Annotated in this window: 23 protein-coding genes and 1 riboswitch; of the genes, 11 read left to right on the plus strand and 12 right to left on the minus strand. The window is 46.0% G+C overall.

Annotation, left to right across the window (positions count from 1 at the left end; genetic code table 11):
• Positions 1-107: 107 nt before the first annotated feature.
• From QUA24_RS20240 to QUA24_RS20260, 5 genes are all read right to left on the minus strand, one after another.
• Positions 108-749, minus strand: a complete 642-nt coding sequence (locus tag QUA24_RS20240; RefSeq protein WP_333231593.1) for an urea amidolyase associated protein UAAP2 — start codon at positions 747-749, stop codon at positions 108-110.
• Positions 750-826: 77 nt separating this feature from the next.
• On the minus strand, positions 827-1558 hold the full coding sequence (locus QUA24_RS20245) for an urea amidolyase associated protein UAAP1 (protein ID WP_333231594.1): 732 nt from the start codon (positions 1556-1558) through the stop codon (positions 827-829).
• Positions 1559-1851: 293 nt separating this feature from the next.
• The gene (locus QUA24_RS20250) at positions 1852-2628 is read right to left on the minus strand and encodes an ABC transporter ATP-binding protein (RefSeq protein WP_333231625.1); all 777 of its coding nucleotides are present in this window, start codon (positions 2626-2628) and stop codon (positions 1852-1854) included.
• 58 nt (positions 2629-2686) lie between these two features.
• On the minus strand, positions 2687-3538 hold the full coding sequence (locus tag QUA24_RS20255; protein WP_333231628.1) for an ABC transporter permease: 852 nt from the start codon (positions 3536-3538) through the stop codon (positions 2687-2689).
• A 99-nt stretch (positions 3539-3637) separates the two neighbouring features.
• A complete protein-coding gene (locus tag QUA24_RS20260; protein ID WP_333231596.1) occupies positions 3638-4705 on the minus strand; it encodes an ABC transporter substrate-binding protein in 1068 nt (355 codons plus the stop codon).
• Between the two features lie 144 nt (positions 4706-4849).
• A riboswitch (guanidine-I (ykkC/yxkD leader) is annotated at positions 4850-5001 on the minus strand.
• Positions 5002-5483: 482 nt separating this feature from the next.
• On the opposite strand from QUA24_RS20260, the gene atzF reads away from it, so the two are divergent.
• Together atzF and QUA24_RS20270 are read left to right on the plus strand one after the other, a co-directional pair.
• Positions 5484-7298 carry an allophanate hydrolase gene (gene atzF / locus QUA24_RS20265; protein WP_333231598.1) on the plus strand — a complete coding sequence of 605 codons (1815 nt, stop codon included), beginning with the start codon at positions 5484-5486 and terminating at the stop codon, positions 7296-7298.
• Positions 7299-7338: 40 nt separating this feature from the next.
• The gene (locus tag QUA24_RS20270; RefSeq protein WP_333231600.1) at positions 7339-8085 is read left to right on the plus strand and encodes a calcium-binding protein; all 747 of its coding nucleotides are present in this window, start codon (positions 7339-7341) and stop codon (positions 8083-8085) included.
• 82 nt (positions 8086-8167) lie between these two features.
• Here QUA24_RS20270 and QUA24_RS20275 read toward each other — a convergent pair whose 3' ends face one another.
• The gene (locus QUA24_RS20275; RefSeq protein WP_333231602.1) at positions 8168-8338 is read right to left on the minus strand and encodes a hypothetical protein; all 171 of its coding nucleotides are present in this window, start codon (positions 8336-8338) and stop codon (positions 8168-8170) included.
• 68 nt (positions 8339-8406) lie between these two features.
• Here QUA24_RS20275 and truB point away from each other — a divergent pair, with 68 nt between their 5' ends.
• The 4 genes from truB to QUA24_RS20295 all read left to right on the plus strand — a co-directional run bounded on the left by truB (position 8407) and on the right by QUA24_RS20295 (position 12263).
• Positions 8407-9348: a tRNA pseudouridine(55) synthase TruB gene (truB, locus tag QUA24_RS20280; protein ID WP_333231604.1), complete on the plus strand. Its 942-nt coding sequence runs from the start codon at positions 8407-8409 to the stop codon at positions 9346-9348.
• Between the two features lie 149 nt (positions 9349-9497).
• Complete coding sequence (gene yidD, locus QUA24_RS20285; protein WP_190732478.1) at positions 9498-9728, plus strand: membrane protein insertion efficiency factor YidD; 231 nt, start codon at positions 9498-9500, stop codon at positions 9726-9728.
• A gap of 216 nt (positions 9729-9944) precedes the next feature.
• Complete coding sequence (locus tag QUA24_RS20290; RefSeq protein ID WP_333231606.1) at positions 9945-11159, plus strand: response regulator; 1215 nt, start codon at positions 9945-9947, stop codon at positions 11157-11159.
• A 105-nt stretch (positions 11160-11264) separates the two neighbouring features.
• Positions 11265-12263, plus strand: coding sequence for a glycosyltransferase (locus QUA24_RS20295; RefSeq protein ID WP_333231607.1), 999 nt, complete (start codon positions 11265-11267; stop codon positions 12261-12263).
• 136 nt (positions 12264-12399) lie between these two features.
• Here QUA24_RS20295 and QUA24_RS20300 read toward each other — a convergent pair whose 3' ends face one another.
• The 4 genes from QUA24_RS20300 to QUA24_RS20315 form a co-directional block, all read right to left on the minus strand.
• Positions 12400-12972: a Uma2 family endonuclease gene (locus tag QUA24_RS20300; protein WP_333231629.1), complete on the minus strand. Its 573-nt coding sequence runs from the start codon at positions 12970-12972 to the stop codon at positions 12400-12402.
• Between the two features lie 8 nt (positions 12973-12980).
• On the minus strand, positions 12981-13310 hold the full coding sequence (locus tag QUA24_RS20305; protein ID WP_333231609.1) for an iron-sulfur cluster assembly accessory protein: 330 nt from the start codon (positions 13308-13310) through the stop codon (positions 12981-12983).
• Positions 13311-13456: 146 nt separating this feature from the next.
• Entirely contained in the window at positions 13457-13876 is a 420-nt protein-coding gene (locus QUA24_RS20310; protein ID WP_333231611.1) for a cupin domain-containing protein, read from the minus strand.
• A 324-nt stretch (positions 13877-14200) separates the two neighbouring features.
• Complete coding sequence (locus QUA24_RS20315; protein WP_333055107.1) at positions 14201-14461, minus strand: hypothetical protein; 261 nt, start codon at positions 14459-14461, stop codon at positions 14201-14203.
• Positions 14462-14873: 412 nt separating this feature from the next.
• Between QUA24_RS20315 and gltB the strand changes: the two genes are divergently transcribed.
• On the plus strand, positions 14874-19460 hold the full coding sequence (gene gltB / locus QUA24_RS20320) for a glutamate synthase large subunit (RefSeq protein ID WP_333231612.1): 4587 nt from the start codon (positions 14874-14876) through the stop codon (positions 19458-19460).
• An 81-nt stretch (positions 19461-19541) separates the two neighbouring features.
• Here the strand turns inward: gltB and QUA24_RS20325 are convergent, their stop codons facing one another.
• Complete coding sequence (locus QUA24_RS20325; protein WP_333231614.1) at positions 19542-22646, minus strand: caspase family protein; 3105 nt, start codon at positions 22644-22646, stop codon at positions 19542-19544.
• Positions 22647-22660: 14 nt separating this feature from the next.
• Complete coding sequence (locus QUA24_RS20330) at positions 22661-23548, minus strand: PGAP1-like alpha/beta domain-containing protein (RefSeq protein WP_333231616.1); 888 nt, start codon at positions 23546-23548, stop codon at positions 22661-22663.
• 293 nt (positions 23549-23841) lie between these two features.
• Between QUA24_RS20330 and QUA24_RS20335 the strand changes: the two genes are divergently transcribed.
• From QUA24_RS20335 to QUA24_RS20350, 4 genes are all read left to right on the plus strand, one after another.
• Positions 23842-24105: a DUF4926 domain-containing protein gene (locus QUA24_RS20335; RefSeq protein WP_333231618.1), complete on the plus strand. Its 264-nt coding sequence runs from the start codon at positions 23842-23844 to the stop codon at positions 24103-24105.
• 134 nt (positions 24106-24239) lie between these two features.
• Complete coding sequence (locus tag QUA24_RS20340; RefSeq protein ID WP_333231619.1) at positions 24240-24809, plus strand: hypothetical protein; 570 nt, start codon at positions 24240-24242, stop codon at positions 24807-24809.
• Entirely contained in the window at positions 24806-25195 is a 390-nt protein-coding gene (locus QUA24_RS20345; RefSeq protein WP_333231621.1) for a hypothetical protein, read from the plus strand. Before QUA24_RS20340 ends, QUA24_RS20345 begins: the two co-directional genes overlap by 4 nt.
• Before the next feature lie 236 nt (positions 25196-25431).
• Positions 25432-26031 carry a GNAT family N-acetyltransferase gene (locus QUA24_RS20350; RefSeq protein WP_333231623.1) on the plus strand — a complete coding sequence of 200 codons (600 nt, stop codon included), beginning with the start codon at positions 25432-25434 and terminating at the stop codon, positions 26029-26031.
• Positions 26032-26168: the final 137 nt, after the last annotated feature.

Here is a 26168-nt window from a genome sequence, read left to right on the forward strand (position 1 = left end):
TGATAATTGCTAATGGGCAATCGATTATTCAGTCCTCTTTAGAGGACTTTAGCTATTAGCCAGGGGTTTAAACCCCTGGCGGTTTCTGACGTGTATGCAGCTACAACCTATACCGCATCCCAAATAATCAACTGAATCGGCGTAGGATTGTAAGCATTGCAAGGATTGTTCATTTGCGGGCAGTTAGAAATAGCAACCAGCGCGTTTATTTCGGCTCGCAAATCAACTGTACTTCCCGGATCGGAGATGCCGTCAACAATTTCAAGCGTGCCATCTTCGCTAACCGGAACATTCATAAAGAAGTTGATATTGCTGACTAAATCTCGCTTACCCAAACCGTGGGGAAGAATTGCGGCGAGGAAATTTTCAACACAGGCGTGCTGGTATTTTTTATCTAGTCCAAACCGCACCGAATTGCTTTCGCAGCTACAGGCGCCGCCGGAGGTATCGTGGCGCCCGCAGGAGTCAGCAATTATGGTCATTATGGCTCGCCCTTCGTTGGATATGAGTTGGCTGTTTGTAGTGACAAAGATGTTGCCTTGATTGACGATCGTATCGGGGGCGCTGTAGCGTTCGGAAGGGTCATCGGCATTGTAAACTAAAAAATCTACTGCTTGATTTCCGCCTAAATCTACAATGCGGAGAATCTGTCCTTTTTTGATGACACGAGACCAGGGATGTCTGGCGGGTAAAACTTCGTTGTAAATTGCAGTTTTTGGATCGAGTATTTGTTGAGTAGTTGCAGTCATGGTTCACTTTTTGTGATGGAATTGCAGAATTTTTCCCCGCAGATTGATGCGGACAAAGTTGAGTTGTGGAATCGAGTCTATTGCACGAACAAAGCATCGGTGTTGATAAAGCCGCGCACGGCTTCTGGGTTGGCGGTGCGGCACAAGTCGTCTGGTGCGGGTGCGGGGGTTTTCACAATCTGAATTTGGATGGGTTTTGGATCGTAATTTGAACCAGGATGCAGGATGTGGGGGCAGTTAGAGATAATGGTCAATACGTTCATTTCGGCTCGCAAATCGATAAAACTACCCGGTTTTTCGCAGCCTTCGCGAAACTCCATCGTGCCGTCTGGTTTGACGGCAATGCGAGTAAATAAGTTGAGGTTGGGCATGATATCTTTCTTGCCCAATCCCCACCGACTTAGGGCTTTGAGGAAGTTGTCGCGGGAGTTTTTGTAGTCTCCTTCGGCGTATTTTTTGGCATTGCTAGTGGCGTTGCTGCACCCTCCTAACAAATCGTGACAGCCGGAGGTGTCTTGGGTGATGGAAAATAGGATGCGTCCCATGTCTGTGTAGATCACCATGCCTTGTTTGAGAAAGGCGTTGAATTGAATTTTGGCGGTGTCTGCTGCGTTGAAACGTTCGATCGCATTGTCGGCGTTGTAGCACAGCATGGAAACGCCGCGAGAGCCTTCTAAATCGGTGATTCGCAGGGTGTTTCCCCGCTTGATGACCCCCGACCAGTACGCGCCGCCCGGTACGGTTTCTTCGATTAATACGAGGCTTGAATCAATTTGTGAGTTTGGGTCGATCGATGATAGTTGCACCATAAGTTCCTCTTGATGTATTTGGGTAGGTCAGCGAAATAAAACAATAGTATTTTGTAGCGGCAAAACCCGCCCTCTCCCAAAGTAATATTTATTTACACTGAGATATTGCACCATTCTCAAGAACGGGCAAGATGCCCGTTCCACAAAACTCAATTTTATTGTGGAACGGGCATCTTGCCCGCTCCTAAATAGGTAATTGACAATGGTGCAAGATGTTAAGTTTCCACTTACTTAGGTTGGCCGTGGTACTGTGGGCGCGGGTGCAAAAAGTGCAAATACAAACCTATTTCTATTTAAGCAGCCATTGCAACTGCTTCCTGTCCGTGTTTCCGCATCAAATCCATGAGTTCGTCGCGGTAATCGTGGAATTTGGCGTGGCGTTTAACGCTGGGAGTGCGATCGGGCAAATTAATCGACATTTCCTTTCTCACTGTACCGGGACGAGCGCCCAAAGCATAAATCCGATTGGAAAGAAACACCGCTTCTTCGACATCGTGGGTAATCATAAAGATTGTAATCTGAGTCCGGCGCCACAAATCGAGCATGAATTCGTGCATCGATTCTTTAGTGTGGATGTCCAAAGCGCCGAAAGGTTCATCCATTAACAATACTTTAGGTTCAGAAGCGAGGGCGCGGGCGATCGCCACCCGTTGTTTCATCCCGCCCGACAATTCCTTTGGTAGCGACGAAGCAAACTGCGTCAATCCTACCACATTCAAATAATAGCTCGCTTGTTCGCGCCGCTTTTTCTTGGAAACGCCTTGAAGTTTGAGGCCAAACTCAGCATTTTCCTGCACGTTCATCCAAGGATAAAGAGTGTAATGCTGAAATACCATACCTCGATCCGGGCCAGGCGAAACAACTTCCTTGCCGTCAATTTTCACTTGCCCTGTTGTCGGCTTGTCCAATCCCGCAATCTGCCTCAACAGAGTAGATTTGCCAGAACCGGATGCGCCTACCGCGCAGATAAATTCGCCTTGCTTTATGCTCATATTGATGTCCTTGAGGACAACTAATTTACCGTTTTTCGTTTCAAAGTTCTTGTGCAGGTTGTTGATTTGCAAAAACATGAGTTTATCCTCTGTATTGTAAGTAAAAAATGACACCATTCTGCTTTTTAACATCTGCTTACTGTTTCTGGCTTGACCATTTACAAGAAACCCGCAGCAGATATTGAAAAAGCAAGTCAAAAGTCAGTCCGATCGCCCCAATGACAATCAGCCCCACAAAAATTTCATCGGTTCGGAGAAATCGACCTGCGACACTGATCCGGCGGCCTAAGCCTTCGGTTGCCGCAATCAATTCCGAGACGATTACCAATTGCCAAGCCGCAGCTAGGTTGATGCGGCTAGCGTCAAGGATTCCCGGCAAAACGTGGGGAAAAATAACTTGAGTGAGGATTTCCCAGCGATTTCCGCCCAACATATAAGTAGATTCGATCAAGTCTTTTGGAACAAACTTGACTGTATCCATCACCATCAGCGAATTGAAGAAAAAGACGCCGATAAATATCAGCATTATTTTGGGTTCTTCGCCGATTCCCAAGTAGAGAATTAGCAGGGGAATGAACGCTGGTGCGGGCATATATCGCATCAAGCCGAACATGGGTTCCAGCAAGGCGCGAATACTGGGAAAACTGCCCATCAGCACGCCAATTGGTATGGAAAAAACCAAGGCGAACAGAAAGCCCACTCCCACCCGCCACAAACTCGCTACTGTGTCTTTCAAAAGTTCGCGAGTGTTCCACAGCCGACCAAATGCCTCTAAAACTTTGGCGGGGGAAGGCAAAAATTTGGGGTCTACGTTGGCGAAGGTTGTTACTAGCCACCACAGCAGCAGCGGCAGTGCGATCGATGTTACCGTTAACCCAATATTGAGGGGTTGTGGTATCTCTTCTGCAATCCGCCAGAAAACGGTGGGATTTAGGTTTTTTTGCTTGAGGTGGGATTGGATCGATCGCGGATCGGGATTTGGCATGATTTAATTGCGGAACGGTTTGTCGAGTAATGGGAGTAGATTTTCGGGATTATAAAAAGTATTTTTTTTATTTTGCGTCTGCACAATCCTAAATTATGCCTTTTAGCTTTTACCTGCGGCATAAGCTTTTATAAAACGATCGTCAAATAATGTGCTGATATCTGGTTGAGTTTTTGCTAAATTTACATCTACGAGAAATTTAGTCATTTCTGCCGCCGCAAACTGCAAGGATGTCATGTCATTTCCCGGTTGAAAGGCTTTCAAGTTTTCCTCGATCGTAAATATCTTAGTGCCGTTTTCATATTCTTTGTATTCCTCAACGGTAACTCCGGCGCGGTTGGCTAGAATCTCGTAAGATTTCTCTTTATTTGATTTCATGTATTCCAATGTTGCAAACCATGAATTGACCAGGGCTTGCACTCGATCTGGGTGTTCGCCGATAAACTTTCGGGTGAATACCAAATGGTCGGATATCGCCCCCGGAAAATCTTTTGAACTAAACAGTTCCTTGCTGTTCGATCGTTTTAATGCTTGCGTGGTAAACGGCGCAAATACTGCCACCGCATCGACTTGTCCTCCGACGAAAGCCGCCGCAGCTTTGCCAGTTTCCAGCGGTACAAATTGAATATCTTGCACTGATAAACCTGCTTTTCTCAGCCCTAACAGCAATAGAAAGTGATCGACTGTACCTTCCTCTGCAGCCACTTTTTTACCTTTCAAATCGGCAACGGAATTGATGCCTTCGGCGACAATAACTTTGTCATTTCCCGTCGAGTTGTCGTTGACTAAAACAATTACTTGGTCGGCACCGCCTGATATAGAGTTTACTGTATCACCGAGGGTTTGGCTGTTAGCATCTATCTGTCCTGCTGTGAGGGTGCTGATCGATTCTAAGTAGCCGTCAAACCATTTTAAGTCTACAGCAACATTGTTAGCTTCAAATATCTTTTGTTCTTTGGCAATTTGCCACGGAAACCAGCCTGGCCACGCGCTGAATCCGAGGCGAACTGCGTTAGCACTTACTGAAGAAGCTGCTTCGCTTTCAGTCGTGGTTTTGATATAAACTGCCGGGTTGACGCAGCCGACGGCGAAAAACAAGGTGATAAAAAATAGGGCGCAGTAGGACAAGGGCGATCGCGTTATTTTTGGGGAGCAATATCGGATATCCATAGCAGATTCTGGTTGCTGGTTAGAGGTGAATATGTCGATCAAGCTTTTGCACCTTCTTTGGCTTCCTTAGCTTCCGCAAACCCCCTTGATATACAAGGATAAAGCCCGAGAGCTAACGAACCGAGTCTTGCTGATCGATCGCGTTTCTCCCGGGCTTTTATCCCGCCGTGTAACTGGCTAGTGTTTCCCTAACATTAAAATATTGGGACAACCAGTCTGCTTCTCTCGGACCAGCACTTGAACTGTCTAAGCTGAGTTAGAAACTGATTCAAATCGGAACCCTAGAAGCGGTTAAATTTTTCGGTTTTTGTCTGTATAAGTCCTGTTTGCAACCCAAGGAGTTATTCGAGACTGTTAGTAACAGCAATGCACTTAGCTTTTTGAAAGGTAAGCATACTGTAGCTTGTAATCTTACTAGATTGCTACGTTTCAAACGGTAACAGCAAAATTGATGCGGAAATGTGTCAAATGTTACAAAAAATGGTTTTTTTGGGAGTTGTTAATTAAAATTTTTGGAATATTAAACCGGGATGAGACAGGGTGATTGGAAATCGCGAAGTTTAGCTGCACACAAAGACGAAACCCGCAAGGCTAGGGTTGAAGATTTCTTGAGAAATACTTCGATCGCCCGCTAACTGGATGCGAATACGATCGACAATGCGGTAAACTAACCTTCTATTTTTAATAACGATCGCCTTGCACAGCCTTTGAAGTCATTTCTTCAATCTAAGATCTAAAATCTAAAATCGACCGAAGTCGGTGAAATTGACGGTGCACTATGGAAACATTTAACTACAGCAACAGTCTCGACATTCATTCGCTGCTCGATCGCTACCGCACCGGCTCGATCGCGCCTGCAGATGCGATCGCGAGCGTGTACGGTCGGATCGAACGCTATGCTGATCCGGCGGTATGGATTTATTTAGCACCGCAGGCGGAAACCCTCGAACGCGCCAAAGCCTTGGAAAACCTAGACCCGCAACAATTGCCGCTCTACGGAATACCTTTTGCGATCAAAGATAATCTCGATTGGGCGGGCGTTCCGACTACGGCGGGATGTCCTGCGTTTGCTAGCACTCCAGCGCGATCGTCCGCAGTCGTAGAGCGCCTGTGCGCGGCAGGTGCGATCGCGATCGGCAAAACAAACATGGATCAATTTGCCACAGGGTTAGTGGGAACCCGCACGCCCTATGGAGTTTGTCGCAATCCGTTCGATTCGCGCTACATTCCGGGCGGATCGAGTTCAGGTTCCGCAGCAGCAGTCTCCGCCGGATTGGTGAGTTTTGCTCTGGGTACCGATACCGCAGGCTCAGGGCGGGTTCCCGCTGCTTTTACCAACATTGTCGGGCTGAAGCCAAGTTGCGGCTCGTTCAGCACCCGCGGCCTGCTGCCGGCGGTGCGATCGCTCGATTGCGTTTCTGTGTTCGCTCTCACCTGTGCGGATGCGGCCTCCGTGCTGCAAGTAGCCAGCGGTTTTGACGCTGAGGATGCGTTTTCTCGTCGCCCTGAAACGAAAGTTTTACCGGATTTATCCCGCTTGCGGGTGGGAGTTCCCAGAGAGGGCGAACTCGAATTTTTTGGGAATGCAGAAGCCGAACAGCGCTACCGGGAGGCGATCGCGCGCTTGCAATCTTTGGGCTGCACGATCGCACCTATTGACTTCAAACCCTTTGCGGATGCTGCCCAACTTCTCTACGGCGGGCCTTGGGTAGCAGAAAGGTTGGCCGCGATCGGCGATTTTCTCGACGCGCACCCAGAGGATATCGATCCGATCGTCTACGAAATTATCAGCGGCGGCAAACGCTACGATGCCGTCGCGGCTTACCGCGCGTCATACCAGTTAGCCGAACTCCGCCAGAAGGCAGAAATTCAGTGGCAGTCAATGGATGTGTTGGCGGTTCCCACGACAGGTACGATTTATACTGTCGCAGAAGTTGCAGCCGAGCCGATCGCGCTCAACACCAATCTCGGGCGCTACACAAACTTTGCGAATTTGCTCGATTTGTGCGCGATCGCAGTTCCCAGCGGGTTTCAAAGCAGCCGATTGCCCGCAGGATTGACACTGATGGCTCCTGCGTGGCACGATTTATCGCTCTGCCGCCTGGGGGCTGCTTTCCACGATCGCTTGGGGGGAACTTTGGGCGCAACCGGTCAGCCCCTGCCAACCCTCCCGGAACTCGCCATCGCCCCCAAATCTGACTCAGAAGAACAAGTCAAAATAGCCGTGGTTGGCGCTCATTTGAGCGGTGAGCCGCTGAATTATCAACTAATCGAGCTCGGAGGAATTTTGGTTCGTGCCTGCCGTACCAGCCCGATTTACAAGCTGTACGCTTTGACGGGTACTGCTCTGGGCAAGCCGGGATTGGTGCGTCAGATAGAGGGCGGTAGCGCGATCGAGGTGGAAGTTTGGGAGTTGTCGATCTCCGCTTTCGGCGGATTTGTCGCTAAAATTCCCCCGCCGCTGGGAATTGGTACCCTGGTATTGGAGGACGGCTCGACGGTGCAGGGCTTTTTGTGCGAACCTTATGCTGTGGCGGATGCGATCGATATTTCTGATCTCGGCGGTTGGCGAGCGTATAACTTCCGGTTTTAAGCTAAGTTAGAATGGCAAATTTCTACCCATCTTCAGAATCATGCCATCAGCAGTGCCAATTCGACCAATTCCCGTCACAACCCCAACCCCCACCGGCGGCGGTACCAGTCCCGGAGGGGCACCTGGTGGCACTCGCGGCACCAGCGGCCCCGACTCCCTCAGAGGTAGTGCGGGCGCTAACTTGATATTTGGTTTGGGTGGCCCTGACAGCATTTTCGGCTTAGGCGCAGACGATAGCCTCTACGGCGGCGACGGCGATGACTCACTGCTGGGGGACGTTGGCGATGATTTGCTGTTCGGCGGTGCGGGCCGCGACAGCGTTTTGGGTGGCGCCGGCGACGATACTTTCTACGGTGGCAAAGGTTCTGACTCAATGCTGGGCGGCGATGGCAATGATTTGCTGTTTGGCAACCAAGACACCGATACTTTGTTGGGAGGCGCGGGCGATGACTCGCTTTTTGGGGGTGCTGGCGATGACTCGCTGTTTGGTGGCATCGGCGATGACTGTTTATCGGGCGATCGCGGGCGAGATACTTTAACTGGCGGCGCCGGAAACGATACTTTTGCGATCGGGCGTCAGGCAGATGCTGATGTGATTACAGATTTTACTGATGGTACAGATCAAATTCGCTTGGCTGCCGGCCTTACTTTTGGCGAACTCACCATTGCCGCTGGGGCAGGAACTTCGCCGAGTACAATTATTCAGCTTACAAGCACCAAGGAAACTTTGGCTACTTTATTCGGAGTTGCCCGCGCTTCTATCAGTCAGGCAGACTTTATTCTTTAATGGGTAATGGGGAATTGGGAATTGCGAATTGATAATAGGGAATTGGGTACTTTGTAGTTTTAAGTTTTCAATGTTGAACTTGTTAACTCAAAACCGCTTTCGCGTTGCAAGTAACGTTAGCTTTCGCAATCGAAGGAAATCCATCTCCCAACTTTTCATTTTCCTTTTTCCTGCTTACTTCTTCCTTCTTCCTGACATCCGTTACATCCATGACATCCGTTACAAAATCCGTTGCCGAACTTCCGACGGACATCGGACTGAAATCCGTGACATCCGTGACATCCGTTACATCCGTTACAAAATCCGTTGCCGAACTTCCTAATGACTACTGACGGTTTTCTCAATCTCAACAAACCTGCGGGCATGACTTCTCACGACTGCGTGGGGCGAGTGCGCCGGCTATTGAAACTCAAGCGAGTCGGACACGGAGGAACCCTCGATCCTGCTGTGACTGGCGTTTTGCCGATCGCCCTGGGCAAAGCAACCAGACTGCTGCAATATCTCCAACACAATAAAGCTTACCGAGGCACGATTCGGTTTGGATTAACTACTGCTACTGACGATTTAGAAGGAGAAATTATCCATTCTCGACCGGTGTCCGAGTTGAGTTTGGAAAAAGTGCAAGCTGCACTGCCCAAATTTATAGGAAAAATCGAGCAATTTCCGCCAAGTTTTAGTGCGGTTCAGGTGGGAGGAAAACGGCTTTATGAGTTAGCTAGAAAAGGCGAAACTGTGGAAGTTGCTGCTAGAAATGTTGAGGTTTTTCGGCTGGAAATATTGGATTGGCGGCCGGGGGATTTTCCTGAGTTGGATTTGTCGATCGCCTGCGGGGCGGGTACTTACATTCGGGCGATCGCGCGGGATTTGGGCGCGGTGTTGAATACAGGCGGTACTTTGGCTTGTTTGACTCGCACCGAAAGTAGCGGTTTTTCGATCGACCAAAGTCTCAGTTTTGAAGAATTGGAACTGCAATTGCAGGAGAATAAATTCTGCCCGATTTTGCCATCGGCGGTTTTGGGACATTTAGGTGCGATCGTCCTTTCCCCTGAATATACCAAACGCTGGTTTCAAGGACAGCGCCTCCCGATTCCCGAAACGCCGATCGGGCCAGAGGAGGAAAGTAGGAACAATCCCCCCGACAACTCAATACCCCAACATCCCTATCCCTTGCAGGTGTACGATCGAGACGGTAATTTTTTAGGTATCGGTCAAGTAGCCAACTCAGAGACAAGTACCATATTATCTCCTCAAATTGTGATTTAAGTATCTAAAATAAAAATGAAAAAAGGTATAATTGGTACTGGAAAAGTTAGCGGAACTCTAACCGCTAGGAATGCTCTCGATTCACCTAGCTTAGAGCGGTATGGGACGAGATTTGCCTATTAATCTAATCAATCGCTGAGGTAAAAATTGTGAAAATATTGCTGATCGGATTAATCCGAGGCTACAAAATGGGGATTTCTCCTTACCTGCCTAACGCCTGTAGATTTCAGCCAACTTGTTCGCAATACGCGATCGAAGCAATAGAGAGATTTGGGCCTGCCCGCGGCAGCTCAATGGCAGTTAAGCGGATTTTGCGCTGTCATCCTTTTCATCCAGGGGGTTACGATCCAGTACCTCCCACAGATAGCGAGGGCAATTAATTATTAGTTAGAATCCTGATTTTAGTTATTAGTTAATAGGGCAAATAGCCGTTACATCCTCATGGCTAAAACTCCTGGGGGGAATCAGTCCCTAAGAGGGTTAAATTCTCACAATTAGTGGTGTTTTTTAACCTAAATTCAGTAAAATTACTGTTATCTTTCAAAACTCAGCAGCTATATAATGGTACAAACAGAGTACAGGGGATGCGAGTTGATATGTCTGCTACCGCAATCGGATACAAAATGTTGTCCCATACTCTGGCTGTACTCAGCCAGAAACAAGCAACGGGGAAACTGCTGTTAGAGCAAGGGGAACAACAGTGGCAGCTTTACTTTTTTCAGGGTAGTTTGGTTTATGCCACGGGAGGGTCGCACAGATCGAGGCGCTGGTACAGGGCGATCGGGCAACACTGTCGAAACTTTCAAGTGGATCTCAGAGACCTCGATGCTGGAGAACTGTGGGAATATCAACTGCTTCAGCGAGGGATAGCAGCCAGCGAAATGAGCCTAGAACAAGCTAGGGCGATCGTCCACACCAGCCTTTCCGAAGTGTTATTTGCTCTGATCGGTCAATCGGGTTTGCGCCGGGAGTGGCGTCCGTCCCAGAAATATTTTTCTACAATTACCTCTTCTTTGCTGATGTCTTTAACAGAAGTAGAGAAAGTTCTGTGTTGTACAGAAGAAATTTGGCAGAAGTGGAAAGCAATGGGTTTGTGGCTGGTAGATCCAGAACAAGCACCGCTTTTAAAAGCATCGGCTCAGTTGCAGCAAAATCGATTTAGTTCTAATTCTTTGATCGCTTTGGGTAACGTATTCAACGGCGAGAATACTCTTTGGGATATTGCATTTAAGAAAAAGCAGTGCGTGACAGTGGCAACTCGCGCTTTAGTCAATTACATCAAGCAGGGTTTAGTAAATTTCCGCACAGTACCAGACTTGCCGTCGCCTATAGAACAGTGGCGCCTGGCCGCAGCTATTGCTGGGCCGGGTCGCCCTTTGATTGCTTGTATCGATGACAGTCCGACAGTTTGCGAATTTTTAGAGCAAATTTTATTGCCGGAGGGCTATCGAGTCCTAAAAATTCAAGACCCCATGCAGGGAGTGGGCCTCCTCGCCAAACAAAAGCCTGCTTTAATTTTTATGGACGTGGTGATGCCCAAGACAAGTGGCTTTGCTTTGTGCAATTTTTTGCGAAAAACACCTGCTTTTCGGGAAACTCCGATCGTATTTTTGACCGGTCAAGATAGTATAATTGACCGCACGCGGGCGAAATTGACAGGTGCTTCCGATTTTTTGAGCAAGCCAGCCAATCCCGAACAGGTTGTGCAAATAGTTGACAAGTATTTGAAGGTAAAAGGCGATCGCTACCCTTCAGCAATTCGCCCCCAAGATATACTGAACTCGCACCAACTTACCTTGGCAAATTCTTGACCCCAAATTAATGAACACAAGAACCCCTTGCTGGGTGCCTCAGTTCCTGAGGCACTCTACGCTCATAGTAAAATAAAGAAGCAATCGAATTTAAGATAATTAATTATGAGTAATGTTACGATCGATCGCGCTCCGCAGGTGAGCGTAGTAATTCCGGCTTACAACTGCGCGGATTACGTCGGCCAAGCCGTAGATAGCGTTCTGCACCAAACCTATGCTAACTGGGAAATTATTGTCATAGACGACGGTTCCAAAGATAACACTAGAGTAGTTTTAGAGAAATATGGCGATCGAATTCGCTACATTTACCAACAAAATCGAGGAGTTTCGATTGCCAGAAATCACGGGATCGAGCTAGCGCGAGGAGAATTTATCGCATTTCTCGATGCTGACGACTACTTTTTTCCCGACAAATTAGCAGCACAAATGGCCGTATTTGCAGCGCGACCCAATCTAGGAATCGTCCACAGCGGCTGGCGTCTAGTTAATAGTATAGGCGAACCGCTAAAAGATATCAAACCCTGGCAAAATGTACCTAAATTAGACTTAGAAATGTGGCTGCGATGGAAACCAGTATTACCCAGCGCGATGGTATTTCGCCGTCAGTGGTTAGAGCGCGCTGGCGGATTTGATCCTCGATTTCCACCGGCGGAAGATACAGATTTAGTTCTGCGTTTAGCCTTAATGGGATGCGAAGCAGAGTGGCTGCAGCAAGTAACTGTTTGCTACCGCCAGCACGAACAAAGCGCCATGTACAAAGGTTTACCCCAGGCTAAATCCCTCGCCGCAGTGATGGACAATTTTTTTGCCCGCCCCGAGTTGCCGGATAAAATACGTTTGTTGGAAAGGCAAATCAAGTACAGTACCTTAGTTTGGATTGCTTGGTATTTGTACCGCACCGGTCATTCTGTTGAGATGGTAGAGTTTTTGCAGCGTTCTTGGAATTATACGCCTTATTTGCCTGTGGAAACAGTAATTAATTGGGCGGAAGCTTTCGCCGAGTTTTCGCAGGATGCGGGAAATGAATTCGATGCAGATTTATTAGCTCAATCTCCCGAGTGGCAGCAGTTAATGCAGTGGATTATTCTCGGTACGCCAGCTTGATTGAAAGCTTTTCCATTGCACTGATATCGTTTACGGTTGCATAGGAATTATTTAACCGCAGAGAGCGCAGAGGACACAGAGGAAGAGAAGAGAGGCTTTTCGCATTTCTGGCCATGTAAAACCTGCATAAACTTTATTAGGCTTCAGTTTGAGTTTCTGCTTCAGTAAAAATTGGCGGCCACAGTTCAGCAATTGGCAATTCCCAACCAGGGAAAAGTTCGGGGACAGTCAAAATATCTTCATTTCCCAACACAATCGGTTCACCTTCCTGACGATAAACTGTTAGAGTTTCTTCATCTGGATCGATCAAAATTCCTACTTGCGCTCCGAGTTTTAGGAAATTATGAATCTTTTTTTCGAGCGGTTTAATGCGATCGCTCTGTGATTTAATTTCTACTACCAAGTCGGGGACTAATTCTCCGAAATAACGGGGACTTTGCCTGAGACGTGCGGCCCGGACAAAAGAAACATCAGGTGCTGTAAGGTTAGCATCAGGTAAAATAAAGCCGCCTGCGGAGTCAAAAACTCGACCCAAACGGCGGGGATTCACCCAAACGAAGAGAAAGGCACTCAAGCGAATGCCAATTTCACTAGATACAATGTCTGACGGGCCCACAATGATAATCTTCCCGCTTTCTAGTTCAACTTGGTAGTCTTGACCGGCTTCTTTGAATGTTTTTTGGACTTTTTCTAAGTCTTTGAGTGTCATCATATTGATTATTCCTTGGCAGAAAAGGAGTTGCCACAGCTACAGCTTTGGGCGGCATTGGGATTGTGAAATCGGAAACCTCCGCCCATCAAGTCTTCTGAATAATCCAATGTGAGCTCATTGAGATATTTTAAGTGCTGGGGGTCGATCGCAACGGAAATTCCCTCCGACTCGCATACAGCGTCTTCTGGGGCTGGCGCATCGTCAAATCCCATTGTATAAGACAAACCGGAGCAGCCACTCGATTCCACGCCCAGACGAAATAAAGCATTGGGGTTTGGATGCTTCGACTTGAGGCGCGTTACTTCTGTTGCTGCTGTTTTGCTCAGATGAATCATTATGAGTAATGGGTAATTGGTAATTGGTAATTTGGAAGTAATGTTGAGTTTTGAAAATGTAGAATGTGCCTCGCCCTCTACCTTACCCGGAGAATGTAGGGTGCGCCGGGCCGCGCACCTTACCCCTATATTTTTAGCAACTTGAGTTACTTAGACTTTTCTGTACGGGCATAATCGTCTTGAAAGCGTACAATATCATCTTCTCCGAGATATTCGCCATTCTGCACTTCAATTAAAACCAGGGGGATAACTCCCGGGTTTTCAAGGCGGTGAGAAATACACTGAGGAACGTAGGTAGACTGATTTGTAAACAGAACTTGTTCAGTTTCGCCACAAGTAACTTTTGCAGTACCAGAAACCACAATCCAGTGTTCGCTGCGGTGGTGGTGCATTTGCAGGCTGAGGCGGTGTCCAGACTTAACTTCGATCCGCTTAATTTTATATCCTGGGCCTTCTTCTAGAGTCGTAAATGAACCCCAAGGCCGCAATTCCGTAGCGGCTATTGCGTTGGGTGCTGCAGGTGCGTGCAGGGTAGATAGTTGAGAAATTTCTTGAATCTGAACCATGATTTTCACTCCTTGAGGATTCCTTGCTGAATCCTTTGGTAAACGACGTTGTTTTTTGAGATTAACTAATCTATAGTTAAAATCGAAGCCCACCTGCGGGGACTGGTTAGCCGACTGTAGAGTTTTGCAAGAGTTGTGCTCAGCCCGATCGACCTGCCTTAACAACCATAGCAAAACCAACATAGCTGTTGTCACCTGTTATTCGCTCGATCGCGCCAATCTACATCAAATCTTCATAGAAAGGGCGCTGGTTCTTGAATATTGATTAAAGGTTAATCCTAATCCAGCTCTTGAGACTGCTGCTGCAAAAATTCTAGCACCTGGTTAGAGACCCTCTGGGATGAAACCTGGTTGAATAGTTAGACTTGAATAAGTTTGGCTAAGTTCTGTGAAGCAGTGATAAGTAAACCGAACGTCGTAGAGTTTTTTCAATTCTGCAACCAGCGTGGGAGAAAGCGGACGAAAGCTATCCAACCAGGCTTTGAGTCGATCGACTTTTTGCAATTTTTCAGAAAGGTTCATCGCGGATGAGAAGGCAAAATGCTGGTGGAGAATGTCACCCAGACGCTGAGGATACAGTCGCATTAACAATGCTATAAACTCATTTCTCAAGAACAGGCTTTCCGGCCTGTTCCACAGAGAGTAAATTTTGTGGAACAGGCATCTTGCCCGCCCTTGAAAAGCTTATTAACAATAGTGCAAGATGTGAGTTGGTATCGGAATTACTCATCTCTGTTCCTCTGCGCTCTCTGCGGCCTCTGCGGTTTAATAATTCACATAATTGAAGAGTCTTTAAGCATAAATATTTAGACCTCCGGGTTCCATAGTTAAGTTATCGGCTTTAACTATTTTTTTACTCGGATCGAATAAGTTTGGATTTTTTGGTAGCTCTACCCAATTGAGTAGATCCACATATAATACATGATACTAGAGCGATCGGCATCCCATCCTCTACTCTAGATCAACATCTTTTCGCCACTTTGAGAGACACATCAAAATGAACAGCAACGGACTGCCACAAAAACAAGGCTTGTACGATCCGCAGTTCGAGCACGACGCTTGCGGAGTCGGATTCATCGTACACATGAAGGGTAACAAATCCCACGAAATTGTCGAGCAGGCACTGACAATCCTATTGAACCTCGACCACCGAGGCGCCTGCGGCTGCGAACCCAACACCGGAGACGGGGCGGGGATTTTGATGCAGGTGCCCCACAAGTTTCTCAAGAAAGTAACGGCGGGCCTAAACATCGAACTTCCCGAAGCCGGCGAGTACGGCGTTGGCGCGATTTACTCGTCGCCAAATCAAACTGAACGCGAAAACGGCAAACGCATTTTTGAGGAAATCGCCGCCGAAGAAGGCCAGGAAGTGCTCGGCTGGCGCGATGTTCCCACAGATAACTCGTCCCTCGGCGACACCGCCAAATCTAGCGAACCCTTCATGCAGCAAGTGTTCCTCCGGCGGGCCGCAGGTATCGATGAGGCGGCTTTCGAGCGGAAACTGTACGTCATCCGCAAACGGGCTCACAATGCCATCCGCAGGACTAACACAGACCCCTACTGGTACAATTCCACTCTCTCGTGCCGGACGATCGTCTACAAAGGAATGTTAATGCCGGTGCAAGTCGGCGATTACTATCCCGACCTGCACGACCCCGACATGGAAAGCGCTCTAGCCCTGGTTCACTCGCGCTTTAGCACGAATACTTTTCCGAGTTGGGAACGATCGCACCCTTACCGCTACATCGCCCACAACGGCGAAATTAACACGATGCGCGGCAACATTAACTGGATGCACGCGCGGCAATCGCTGTTCGAGTCGGAACTATTCGGCGATGACTTAAAGAAAATCCCCAATTTAATCAATATCGAAGGCAGCGACTCGACGATTTTTGACAATGCTTTGGAATTGCTGACTTTGGCCGGGCGTTCTTTGCCGCACGCTGTAATGATGATGATTCCCGAACCTTGGACAGCCCACGAGTCCATGAGTGACGAGAAAAAGGCTTTCTATGAATACCATTCTTGCTTGATGGAACCTTGGGACGGCCCAGCTTCGATCGCCTTTACCGATGGTACATCGATCGGGGCCGTGCTTGATCGCAACGGTTTGCGCCCTTCCCGCTACTGCGTTACCAAAGACGACTTGGTAATTATGGCATCGGAAGCCGGAGTTTTGCCGATCGCCCCAGAACGAATTGTATCAAAAGGTCGCTTGCAACCGGGGCGGATGTTCCTGGTAAATACTGAGGAAGGCCGCATCGTCTCTGACGAGGAAATTAAGACCAAAATCGCCACAGAACACCCGTACCGCCAGTGGATCGACCAGCACATGGTCGAAATTGCCAAACTGAAAGATGCGCCTGCAGTAGCAGAATCTCATCCCGAAACATTATTGCAGCGGCAAATGGCCTTTGGCTACACCTTTGAAGAACTGCGGTTGCTGTTAGCACCGATGGCGAAAGATGGCGTGGAAGCTGTCGGCGCAATGGGTGCGGATACGCCGCTGGCGGTGCTTTCCAACCGCCCAAAACTGCTTTACGAATACTTCCAGCAGTTGTTTGCTCAAGTTACCAATCCGCCAATTGATTCTATCCGCGAAGAAATTGTAACTTCTGCCGAAACTACGATCGGCGCTGAACGCAATTTGCTCAAACCAGAACCCGAAAGCTGTCATTTGATTGAACTGAAAACGCCCATTCTCAGCAATGAAGAATTAGCTAAGCTCAAACACGTAAATGAGGGCAATTTCCGGTCGATTACACTGCCGATTTTGTTTGACCCCAAAAGTGGCGTGAAAGGTCTAGAACAAGCCTTAGAAGAGGTTTTTGCAGCAGCAGACAGCGCGATCGCCTCCGGGGTGAATATCATCATTCTGAGCGATCGGGGTATCAGTCCAGACCAAGCCGCAATTCCGGCGCTGCTGGCAGTTGCGGGCCTGCACCACCACTTGATCCGTAAAGGTACGCGCACGCGGGCTGGACTCGTTCTCGAATCAGGTGAACCGAGGGAAGTGCATCACTTTGCGACACTTATTGGATATGGTTGCGGCGCGATTAATCCGTATTTGGCCTTTGAGACGATCGCCGATTCGATCCGCGAAGGATTGCTGCTAAATGTCGAGTACAAAACAGCTTGCAAAAACTACGTCAAAGCGGCAACTAAAGGTGTGACGAAAGTTGCCTCGAAAATTGGGATTTCGACAATTCAAAGTTATCGCGGCGCGCAGATTTTTGAGGCGATCGGCTTGAACAAATCCGTAGTCGATAAATACTTTGCTTGGACAGCCTCGCGGATTGAAGGCGTAGACCTCGAAGTCATCGCCCAAGAAGCTATTTTGCGCCATAATCACGCTTTCCCAGACCGGCCATCCAGCGGACATACTCTCGATGTCGGCGGCGAATATCAGTGGCGGAAAGAAGGCGAGGCGCATTTGTTTAGTCCGCAGACAATTCACGCGCTGCAAAAGTCGGTGCGCGAGGGCAGTTATACGCTTTTCAAACAGTATTCTGGGCTGGTAAACGAACAAAACCAGCAGCATTTTACCTTGCGCGGTTTGTTGCAATTCAAACAGCGGGAATCGATACCCATTGAGGAAGTTGAGCCGATCGAATCTATTCTCAAACGCTTTAAAACTGGGGCGATGAGTTACGGTTCGATTTCTAAAGAAGCCCACGAATCGCTAGCAGTAGCGATGAACCGCATTGGTGGCAAATCGAACACCGGTGAAGGTGGCGAAGACCCCGATCGCTACACTTGGACGAACGATCGCGGCGACTCGAAAAACAGCGCGATCAAACAAGTTGCTTCCGGGCGTTTCGGCGTTACCAGCTTGTACCTTTCCCAAGCGCGGGAACTGCAAATCAAGATGGCGCAAGGTGCGAAACCTGGTGAAGGCGGACAGTTACCCGGTAAAAAAGTATACCCGTGGATTGCCAAGGTGCGAAACTCGACTCCGGGTGTGGGTTTGATTTCGCCTCCTCCTCACCACGACATTTATTCGATCGAAGATTTGGCCGAATTGATTCACGACTTGAAAAATTCCAACCGGGAAGCGCGGATCAGCGTGAAACTCGTGTCGGAAGTGGGAGTCGGGACGATCGCGGCCGGGGTTGCGAAAGCCCACGCCGATGTGGTCTTAATCTCCGGCTACGACGGCGGAACCGGCGCTTCGCCGCAGACTTCGATCAAACACGCGGGATTACCTTGGGAATTGGGACTGGCGGAAACTCATCAGACTTTGGTACTCAACAATCTCCGCAGCCGGATTGTCGTGGAAACTGACGGTCAAATGAAAACTGGCCGCGATGTAGTAATTGCTGCCTTGCTTGGCGCTGAGGAATTCGGTTTTGCTACCGCGCCGCTGGTGACATTGGGCTGCATCATGATGCGCGTTTGCCACCTGAACACTTGCCCGGTGGGCGTGGCGACGCAAGACCCGCTATTGCGGAAAAACTTTACCGGCGACCCCGATCACACGGTAAACTTTATGACTTTCATCGCGCAGGAAGTCCGGGAAATTATGGCGCAGTTGGGCTTCCGCACGCTGAATGAAATGGTTGGCCGCACTGATGTTTTAGAACCTCAGCAAGCGGTGGAGCACTGGAAGGCTAAGGGTTTGGATTTCTCGAAAATCCTTTATCAGCCGGAAGTTGGGGCGGATGTCGGGCGCTATTGTCAGATGGCGCAGGATCACGGGTTGGAAAAGTCGATCGATATGACTGTGTTGTTGGATTTGTGCAAAGGTGCGATCGAAAACGGTGAAAAAGTCCACGCAAAACTGCCAATTACCAATGTCAACCGCGTTGTCGGCACAATTCTCGGCAACGAAATCACCAAACGCCACTGGGAAGGTTTGCCAGATGACACGGTGCACCTGCACTTCCAAGGCAGCGCCGGGCAAAGCTTTGGGGCTTTTGTGCCCAAGGGAGTCACCCTGGAGCTCGAAGGCGAAGCTAACGACTACCTCGGCAAGGGGCTCAGCGGCGGCAAAATCATCCTGTATCCGTCGCCAGCTTCTACCTTTGTCGCTGAGGAAAACGTGATTGTCGGTAACGTAGTGCTTTACGGCGCGACTGCTGGTGAGGTTTTCATCCGAGGGATGGCGGGCGAACGTTTTGGGGTGCGTAACTCCGGCGTTAACGCAGTAGTTGAAGGTGTGGGCGATCACGGTTGCGAGTACATGACTGGCGGCAAAGTTGTAGTTTTGGGCGAAACCGGGCGCAATTTTGCAGCGGGTATGAGTGGCGGTGTTGCTTACATTTTGGATGAGGCGGGGGATTTTGCTACTCGCTGCAATATGTCGATGGTGGATTTGGAAAAATTGGAGGATGTTGAGGAAATTAGCGATTTGCGGCAGATGCTTCAAACTCACGTTGATTTGACTGGAAGTGCGAAGGCATCGAAGGTTTTGGCAAATTGGGACTCGATGGTGCCGGTGTTTGTGAAGGTGATGCCAAGGGATTATAAGCGGGTGTTGCAGGCTATTGAAAGGGCGATCGCATCGGGTTTAAGCGGTGATGATGCGCTGACGGCTGCGTTTGAAGAAAATGCTCGCGATGTCGCCCGGATTGGCGGCAGCTAGGGTTTAAAATGAGGAATGGGTAATGGTTGTTACTAACAATCAATTACCTGTTCCATGACTTATGCAGACATATCTAGACTCTCAATAATGGTCATCCAAATATTTTCGTAATCTGTCAAGTTTTGGCTCTTTTATTAATGCATAATGTATCCGCTCAATACCTAAAAGATACTTCGGGTTAGGTGTCTTGCTCCTCAGTTCAGAACGAGTATCGTCTTGCAGTTGATTCCAATACTGTTGTACAAGTTCAAAAAAGTCAGTAATACAGTCTTTCTGATAGCCGAAAAACTCAGCTCGTTTATTTCTTAAGTAAACAACAATATTTATTATGTAGGAGTCAGTCGGCTGGTAATTACCCTCTTTTAAAGCGATAGCCGTAGAACGAATATAATTATACCAATACTTTTGATCGTAATTTTTTTGAGTGCTTGCAAACCATTTTGCCAAAGCATAGCATTCAACTGCTTGCCACAATGGTAATATGTCACCTTTTTTTCGGTTATTAGAGATTGTTGTGCCAATAATATTCCAAATTTCTGGATTAGTAGGATTGGATTCCAATAGTCTTGCAAATATACTCTTATCGTTGTTTTCTGAATATGAGGAATATTTTGAGATGCTACACCACATCTCAGAAGTTAATTTAGTAGACTGAGAAACATCAGAAATTGTAATATTGAGTTGTTCGACTTTCTTCTCAATTTTTTTATTGAATAACTCATTGATAAAATCGTGTTCTTGCTGCCTCTCATTCCACTTGATACCTGCGTAGTATGCCCAATAAAATTTCGGACTATTGTCTTTATTGTTTATGCCAGTAGTATCAACAAACTTATTAAGTAGAAATACTATATCTTCTCTTTTCGTAGTTTCTGGATAGTAATAGCAAGCATATAAACCAAAAGCTATATTTTTAGCACTTCTAATTATTGAATAATCATCGGCTTTCAAACTGCTTTTAATGTATTCGTGGATTAAATCTACATTTCCTTTAACGGGTATATATGTAAAAGTTTGCGTCGATAATGCGTAAAATGAAGGAAGTCTTTTGAATTCAGGTTTTATGTATTTTTTTAATGAGGCTAATATTGTATCCGGAACATTACGATCTCTTAAAATGGGGTAAACATGGCACAAAGCTGGAAATTTCCGAAGATTATTATGATTAGATTTTATTATTGGTTGTGCGTATTGTTTGTATAGAGTATCAATATATTTAAGTAAAAAATCAAAGATACTTTTTTTATTATTTGTTTGAAATTTATTGTTTATAAGTTTTTGCAATTCTTCTATAGAAATTTTAATTTTTTCATTATTAAAAAGAGGTTCATTTTTTAGAATCATTCGATTGTCAGCCATGTTACCAAATGAAAGTCCCAAAATATCTTCGTATTTAAACTGGCAACAAATGTATAGACAACAAGCGTATTCTAACTGAAGATGGGATTTATAAGAAACAAAAAGCTGAGTAGGGAGAAGCTTAAATTCTTTTTCGTAATCTTGAATAAATCTTGAATCTTTTGTCTGAACAAAAGCTGTCAATAAACTTTCTAATAAAACAGCTTGAATCTGCGGAAAATTAGATTTTACAGACATTGGAATCAGTTTTATAACTTTAGGAATCTGCTCGAAAAGCTTTAACTCTGATTCACTAGCATCAAATAATGGTATTACTCTATGTAGAGCAGCTACACACCATTTAAAATCTATAAAGTTCTTGCATTGGATCGCAGCTTTTTGAATGCTAGCAATTATTTTTTCTGCATTCATTTTTGAGAACATTTTAAGTGGATCGACAATAAATTCCCAAACTTGTGGAATGGATTGATATCTTTCGTACTCTATATAGTCATTAAAAATTGATGATATTAAATCTAGAAGAACATCAGGAATGACTATAGTATTACATTTATGTCTTAAATATAAGTCAGCAAAAAAATGTTGCCAATTTTTTATTTCTGCTAATTTTTTGATTTTCAATTGACTTTCGCTAGTAGTCAATAAGGAAGGTGTATTATATAAAACAAAACGAATAATCATCTTTAATAATCTTTCATATCCGCGTTCACCATAATTAGATATAATAATATCTTCGTCTTCTACTGCTAAAGCAAAAAAACTATCTAAATCATCAGGCAATAAAGGTTCTTTTTTAGCTATTTTGCATAAAGGATGTAGAAGATGCCAAATATTTTTTTTGCGAAGATCCTCATCTTCAAAAAGCTTCGCTGCGAACCGAGAATTTTCTACTATCAATTCCCAAGCATAAAATGCTATTTTGTTGATATCTTGACGATTTGTATCTGAATCGACATGATTTGAGTAGTTAGACAGCAGTTCATGAAACTCTTCATTAGAAATTCCATGAACAGCCTCTTCCATATCTGGATATTCACTTGATAATTTATTAGCGTTAGGTAGAATTGCTGGGGGTCTTTTGAATTTAGGATTCCGAACAAATTCTGCTGAGCCTGACCCTCCTATGACGTGGATATGTGCGTGTAAATCTTTATCCAGACACTTGTTGATAGCATCTTTTAAATCGTGAGGATTTAAGAACTCTCCTTGACTTGACATCCAATCGGAATCCTTCATTACTTTCTCAAGAGCCTCCACGAACCCACCATCAGAAGCAAAATCCTTGAAGCTCACTGAAGGCATTACCCAATATCCACTACCTTTTATTACTTTCTCGCTTTTAGATAGAGCACTCATAAGTTGATTTCCTCCTTTACCTGCAAAGCATACATCAAGAATTACTAGGATATTTTCAGAACGATTTTCTGCTCCTTCAAATAATCCTTTGATTAGTGAGCTAGTCTCAATTGCCGTGTTAGGCAAATCTTCTAGATTTGACTCAATAGTTAAGAGGTAATGAAGATTAGAATGCTCTTGTACATATCCATGTCCAGCATAGTAAAGAATTACGCAATCAGAAGGTTTTCTATCGGCACTGGAAAACCAAAGACTCAAAGCCTTTTTAATGTTTTCAGATGTGTCATTTAATCGTATATATTCTTTTGTTACAGCAGGCTCATAGCCCTGTGCTTCATTGATGAAAAGATTAGCAACTATTTCAATATCGGTCTTAACCTGTACTAAAGGATCTTTTTCTATCATTGGACAATGTTGTGACCCAATAGCAATCAAATATCGGCGTGGTTTAATTGGAGAAGAGACGTTCATAACAAAACCTTTAATTAATCAAAAAGACCTGTGGCAACAGCTTGTCCAGTTTCTCGCGCTGTCAAATATCTCTCGGCCGAGTGAGACTCCCAGCCGTTGTACACTAGCCGATCAACTACATCTCCAAAGTGTGGCGCAAGCTCTTTCTCAAGAGCAACAATGTCACCTTTGTCCGCGATATTAAACCAATTTTTCACATTAGGCCATGCGCCCGTTCCATTCTCAGGCTTCGGTGTAAGGGAATCAAAGATCAAACCTGGTATACCAAGCGGAGATCCTAAAGTTACCAGTGTGTCTACATTCCATTCTGGATGCTCACATAAAGCTTCGTATGCCACTATCGATCCAAGAGAATGACCGATAATGACTCTGGTATTTGTAGACACTTTCTCACTAACCCGTTGCAGAATCGCCTGTTTCATCTCTGAGTCATGTAAGAATTGCCGTACTTGTTTCAAACCAAATATTAAAAGTCGTTCAGATACCCCCGCAGCTTTAAAGAACTTCAACTTCGCAAGTTGTTTAAGAGCGCGTTGCACAACAGCAGGAGTGCGTCCTCGACCTTGAAAGTCAGGTCCTTGAATGCTCGGATCTTCACCTAATGGGTCATCATCACTTTTATTTGCTTGTGACAGAGCAGCAGCCTCACGCCACCATGCAATCAATAGCTCTTGTTCCCACCCTTCTTCCACATCTTGAGCACTAAATTTTGGAACACCAGCCGAGCGTCGTCCCGAAGGGCGAAATAAGGAGCCATAGGAAACGGCTGTAAAGTCCTGTCTTTCTATTCGCGGTACACCAGCTTCATCCAGCCCGCCTTGAAGAGCTAGTAGCCAATCATTTTCTATCTGGGCTGAACTAAGATATTCGTGAAAAATTCCGTGTATCCCAACAACTTTCATATCTGATCACCATAAAGTGTCTAGCCAAAGCCATGAATTACAACGCACCCGGATCAGCTAACTTCCTTCACTAAGTTCAAAGGAAAACACCTAAAAACCTCTTTAATCTAGCAGATGACAGGCGGAGTTGACATGAAGGTACAGGCGAGAGGTAGAGTTTAATAGAGTGGCAAGACTCTACTAAACTCTACCGAAACCGTGTGTGCGATTCAGGAAATTATAAAAATTCGCTTCCAAGCAGATGCAGATTTGAAGCAATCGTATTGTATACTTACCATTATAAAGTCGGCACTATGGAAAAATCAACTAGCTCGCTCGAACTTTATTTTGATGTCATATTGCTGTGCAACCTTCCAGAAGAAGGACTTTATACCGGCGATATCGGTACGGTTGTAGAACAGCATCACGTTGAAGGACTAGAAACAGGTTATAGCGTTGAGTTTTTCGATCTGTTGGGAAACACTGTAGCAGTTGCGACACTACCTGGAAGTTATTTGCGATCGCCCACAAGTGCAGACAGACCTACAGTTAGACTGGTTAATAGTTTTGCTGCGTAAGTAGAGGAAATAGTACGATCGCGATGATAACCCCAAGTCGAGGAAGGCGATCGTCTAAAAATAGTGGCGATCGACTCAAATTGTCGCAACTGAGAGTAAAATTGAATATCTACTTTCCATAGAGCAACGTCGCTTTGAGCGAGATTCAAATCTTAAACTTACAAAGCCTTAGCCAGGGACTTCCTGCGATTACACCTGCCTTTGGAGCCGCGATCGCAGAAGCAGGTGCGATTTGTCTAACCGATGAAGCTCACCAACTAGGAGTAACACTTAAAGTTGAGGGAGAATTTTCTGCCACATTCAAGTTAGATTGGCAGCCAGTCACCGAGCAAACCCGACGATGTTGGAATGACGAAGAATATACTACCGAGCAGGCTGCTTATGGAATCGCATTCCTGTTAATTTTGCAATTAACAAATCTCACAGTCATTGAACGCTCTCGCAAAGGAACTGGATTTGACTATTGGTTAGGAACTCAAAATTCAGCTACCACACTGCCATTTGAGCGAATGGCTCGGCTAGAGGTTTCTGGAATTCGCAAAGGCAATCAAAGTCAAATCAATACTAGAGTCAAGCTGAAAACTGAACAAACCCGCGCCTCAGACGCACAAGGCTTGCCAGCGTATATCATTGTAGTAGACTTGGGCCGACCGATTTCTATTATTAGTGCCAAGCAAAATCCTGAAGGAACCGTACTCCAATGAGCCAGATTCAATCGCTCCACAAACAAGCAATGGATTTAGCCGAAGCAGCGGCAGTCGCCCGCTTAAGAGGTGCGTTGGAGTTGACTGCACAATTGACGCGCCAAGCCTTTGAACAAGAAACTCAGGCCGCAGCCTTAATCGCTAGCGCCCTTGATGCTGAACCCACTCGTTCTGTGCTTCACCGCAGCGCAGCATCTTTAGCGATTGAATGTGGCGAATTACGAATAGCAGAACGTCTAATTGCAACTGCGTTATCTGGCAATCCCCCGGCAGAGATTGCTGAAGAGCTCAAAGATTTATTCATCCAGATTAACTTGAGCCAATATCTGAAACGTCAAGGAATCCACATCGACATTAAGGAACTGCGAGGACTGGTAAATCAATAGCACTCGTTGAAGGACTATAAACAGGTTATGGCCTTGAGTTCTTCGATCTGTTGGGAAACACTGTAGCAGTTGCCACGCTACCTGGAAGTTATTTGCGATCGCCCACAAGTGCAGACATACCTACAGTCATTATATTGTCCGAAGGCGATCGCCCCTAAAATATTTACAAAACTAAATCTGGTATGCGATCTATATCTAGCTCTTAGAATAGATAAACCTGAGCGTTAAAATTGCAAATGTATGACAGCGTTCCTACACACTATGCAATGGAATATCTAATTTTTAGAGAAGCCAATCGAGAGGACATACAGGCTATAGTCAATATTCACAATTCTAATGCGCGCGGTCAAAATACGTCGATCGACCGCGGCTTTTTGCTAACACAAATTACTGAAGATGAGATTGCCCAAAGCTTAAATAATTCATGCAAATATTTTGTGTCAGCTAAAACCGATAGGAAAATTCTGGGATTTGTGGCGATATCACAACCCAAAATATCTGATGAAATCTTGGATAAAATTATCTGGAAAAATGAGATTTTTAAGAAAAAAGTCACCAGCGATCGGCATTTTTATCTCGAAAGAGTAGCAACCAAGTTAAATTGGATGGGTAGAGGTGTTGCTCAATTTATGTATAAAGAAATTTATCAAGTTTTTCCACATTCATTTATTTCGCTGTTTATTGTTACCCAGCCAATAGCTAATACTCGTTCCCTAATGTTTCACCAACAACAGGGATTTGAACAAATAGGAACTTTGCAAGTTGACCTATTTCTCGATTTAGAAAATTATGAATGTATTGTGATGTTTAAAGAAACTTTAATTTATCATGAGTGAGTCTCCCACGAGAAGCCGACCTCAATTCAGCCTAACAGGAATTACCAGAAGCGAGGGAACTGTTAAGTAGTTAGACAGAATTAATTACACAAATACATAGTAGAATGATATTCCAGGCAAAATTATGAGTTAATTAG

This window comes from Microcoleus sp. Pol12B5 (assembly GCF_036701335.1).
Classification (GTDB): domain Bacteria; phylum Cyanobacteriota; class Cyanobacteriia; order Cyanobacteriales; family Microcoleaceae; genus Microcoleus.

What these genes read in the sequence shown, in the direction of transcription:
- QUA24_RS20240 (WP_333231593.1), bottom strand. Translation starts at nt 749, where the DNA reads ATGACTGCAACTACTCAACAAATACTCGATCCAAAAACTGCAATTTAC.
- QUA24_RS20245 (WP_333231594.1), bottom strand. Translation starts at nt 1,558, where the DNA reads ATGGTGCAACTATCATCGATCGACCCAAACTCACAAATTGATTCAAGC.
- QUA24_RS20250 (WP_333231625.1), bottom strand. Translation starts at nt 2,628, where the DNA reads ATGTTTTTGCAAATCAACAACCTGCACAAGAACTTTGAAACGAAAAAC.
- QUA24_RS20260 (WP_333231596.1), bottom strand. Translation starts at nt 4,705, where the DNA reads ATGGATATCCGATATTGCTCCCCAAAAATAACGCGATCGCCCTTGTCC.
- atzF (WP_333231598.1), top strand. Translation starts at nt 5,484, where the DNA reads ATGGAAACATTTAACTACAGCAACAGTCTCGACATTCATTCGCTGCTC.
- QUA24_RS20270 (WP_333231600.1), top strand. Translation starts at nt 7,339, where the DNA reads ATGCCATCAGCAGTGCCAATTCGACCAATTCCCGTCACAACCCCAACC.
- QUA24_RS20275 (WP_333231602.1), bottom strand. Translation starts at nt 8,338, where the DNA reads ATGTCCGTCGGAAGTTCGGCAACGGATTTTGTAACGGATGTCATGGAT.
- truB (WP_333231604.1), top strand. Translation starts at nt 8,407, where the DNA reads ATGACTACTGACGGTTTTCTCAATCTCAACAAACCTGCGGGCATGACT.
- QUA24_RS20290 (WP_333231606.1), top strand. Translation starts at nt 9,945, where the DNA reads ATGTCTGCTACCGCAATCGGATACAAAATGTTGTCCCATACTCTGGCT.
- QUA24_RS20295 (WP_333231607.1), top strand. Translation starts at nt 11,265, where the DNA reads ATGAGTAATGTTACGATCGATCGCGCTCCGCAGGTGAGCGTAGTAATT.
- QUA24_RS20300 (WP_333231629.1), bottom strand. Translation starts at nt 12,972, where the DNA reads ATGACACTCAAAGACTTAGAAAAAGTCCAAAAAACATTCAAAGAAGCC.
- QUA24_RS20305 (WP_333231609.1), bottom strand. Translation starts at nt 13,310, where the DNA reads ATGATTCATCTGAGCAAAACAGCAGCAACAGAAGTAACGCGCCTCAAG.
- QUA24_RS20310 (WP_333231611.1), bottom strand. Translation starts at nt 13,876, where the DNA reads ATGGTTCAGATTCAAGAAATTTCTCAACTATCTACCCTGCACGCACCT.
- QUA24_RS20315 (WP_333055107.1), bottom strand. Translation starts at nt 14,461, where the DNA reads ATGCGACTGTATCCTCAGCGTCTGGGTGACATTCTCCACCAGCATTTT.
- gltB (WP_333231612.1), top strand. Translation starts at nt 14,874, where the DNA reads ATGAACAGCAACGGACTGCCACAAAAACAAGGCTTGTACGATCCGCAG.
- QUA24_RS20325 (WP_333231614.1), bottom strand. Translation starts at nt 22,646, where the DNA reads ATGAACGTCTCTTCTCCAATTAAACCACGCCGATATTTGATTGCTATT.
- QUA24_RS20330 (WP_333231616.1), bottom strand. Translation starts at nt 23,548, where the DNA reads ATGAAAGTTGTTGGGATACACGGAATTTTTCACGAATATCTTAGTTCA.
- QUA24_RS20335 (WP_333231618.1), top strand. Translation starts at nt 23,842, where the DNA reads ATGGAAAAATCAACTAGCTCGCTCGAACTTTATTTTGATGTCATATTG.
- QUA24_RS20345 (WP_333231621.1), top strand. Translation starts at nt 24,806, where the DNA reads ATGAGCCAGATTCAATCGCTCCACAAACAAGCAATGGATTTAGCCGAA.
- QUA24_RS20350 (WP_333231623.1), top strand. Translation starts at nt 25,432, where the DNA reads ATGTATGACAGCGTTCCTACACACTATGCAATGGAATATCTAATTTTT.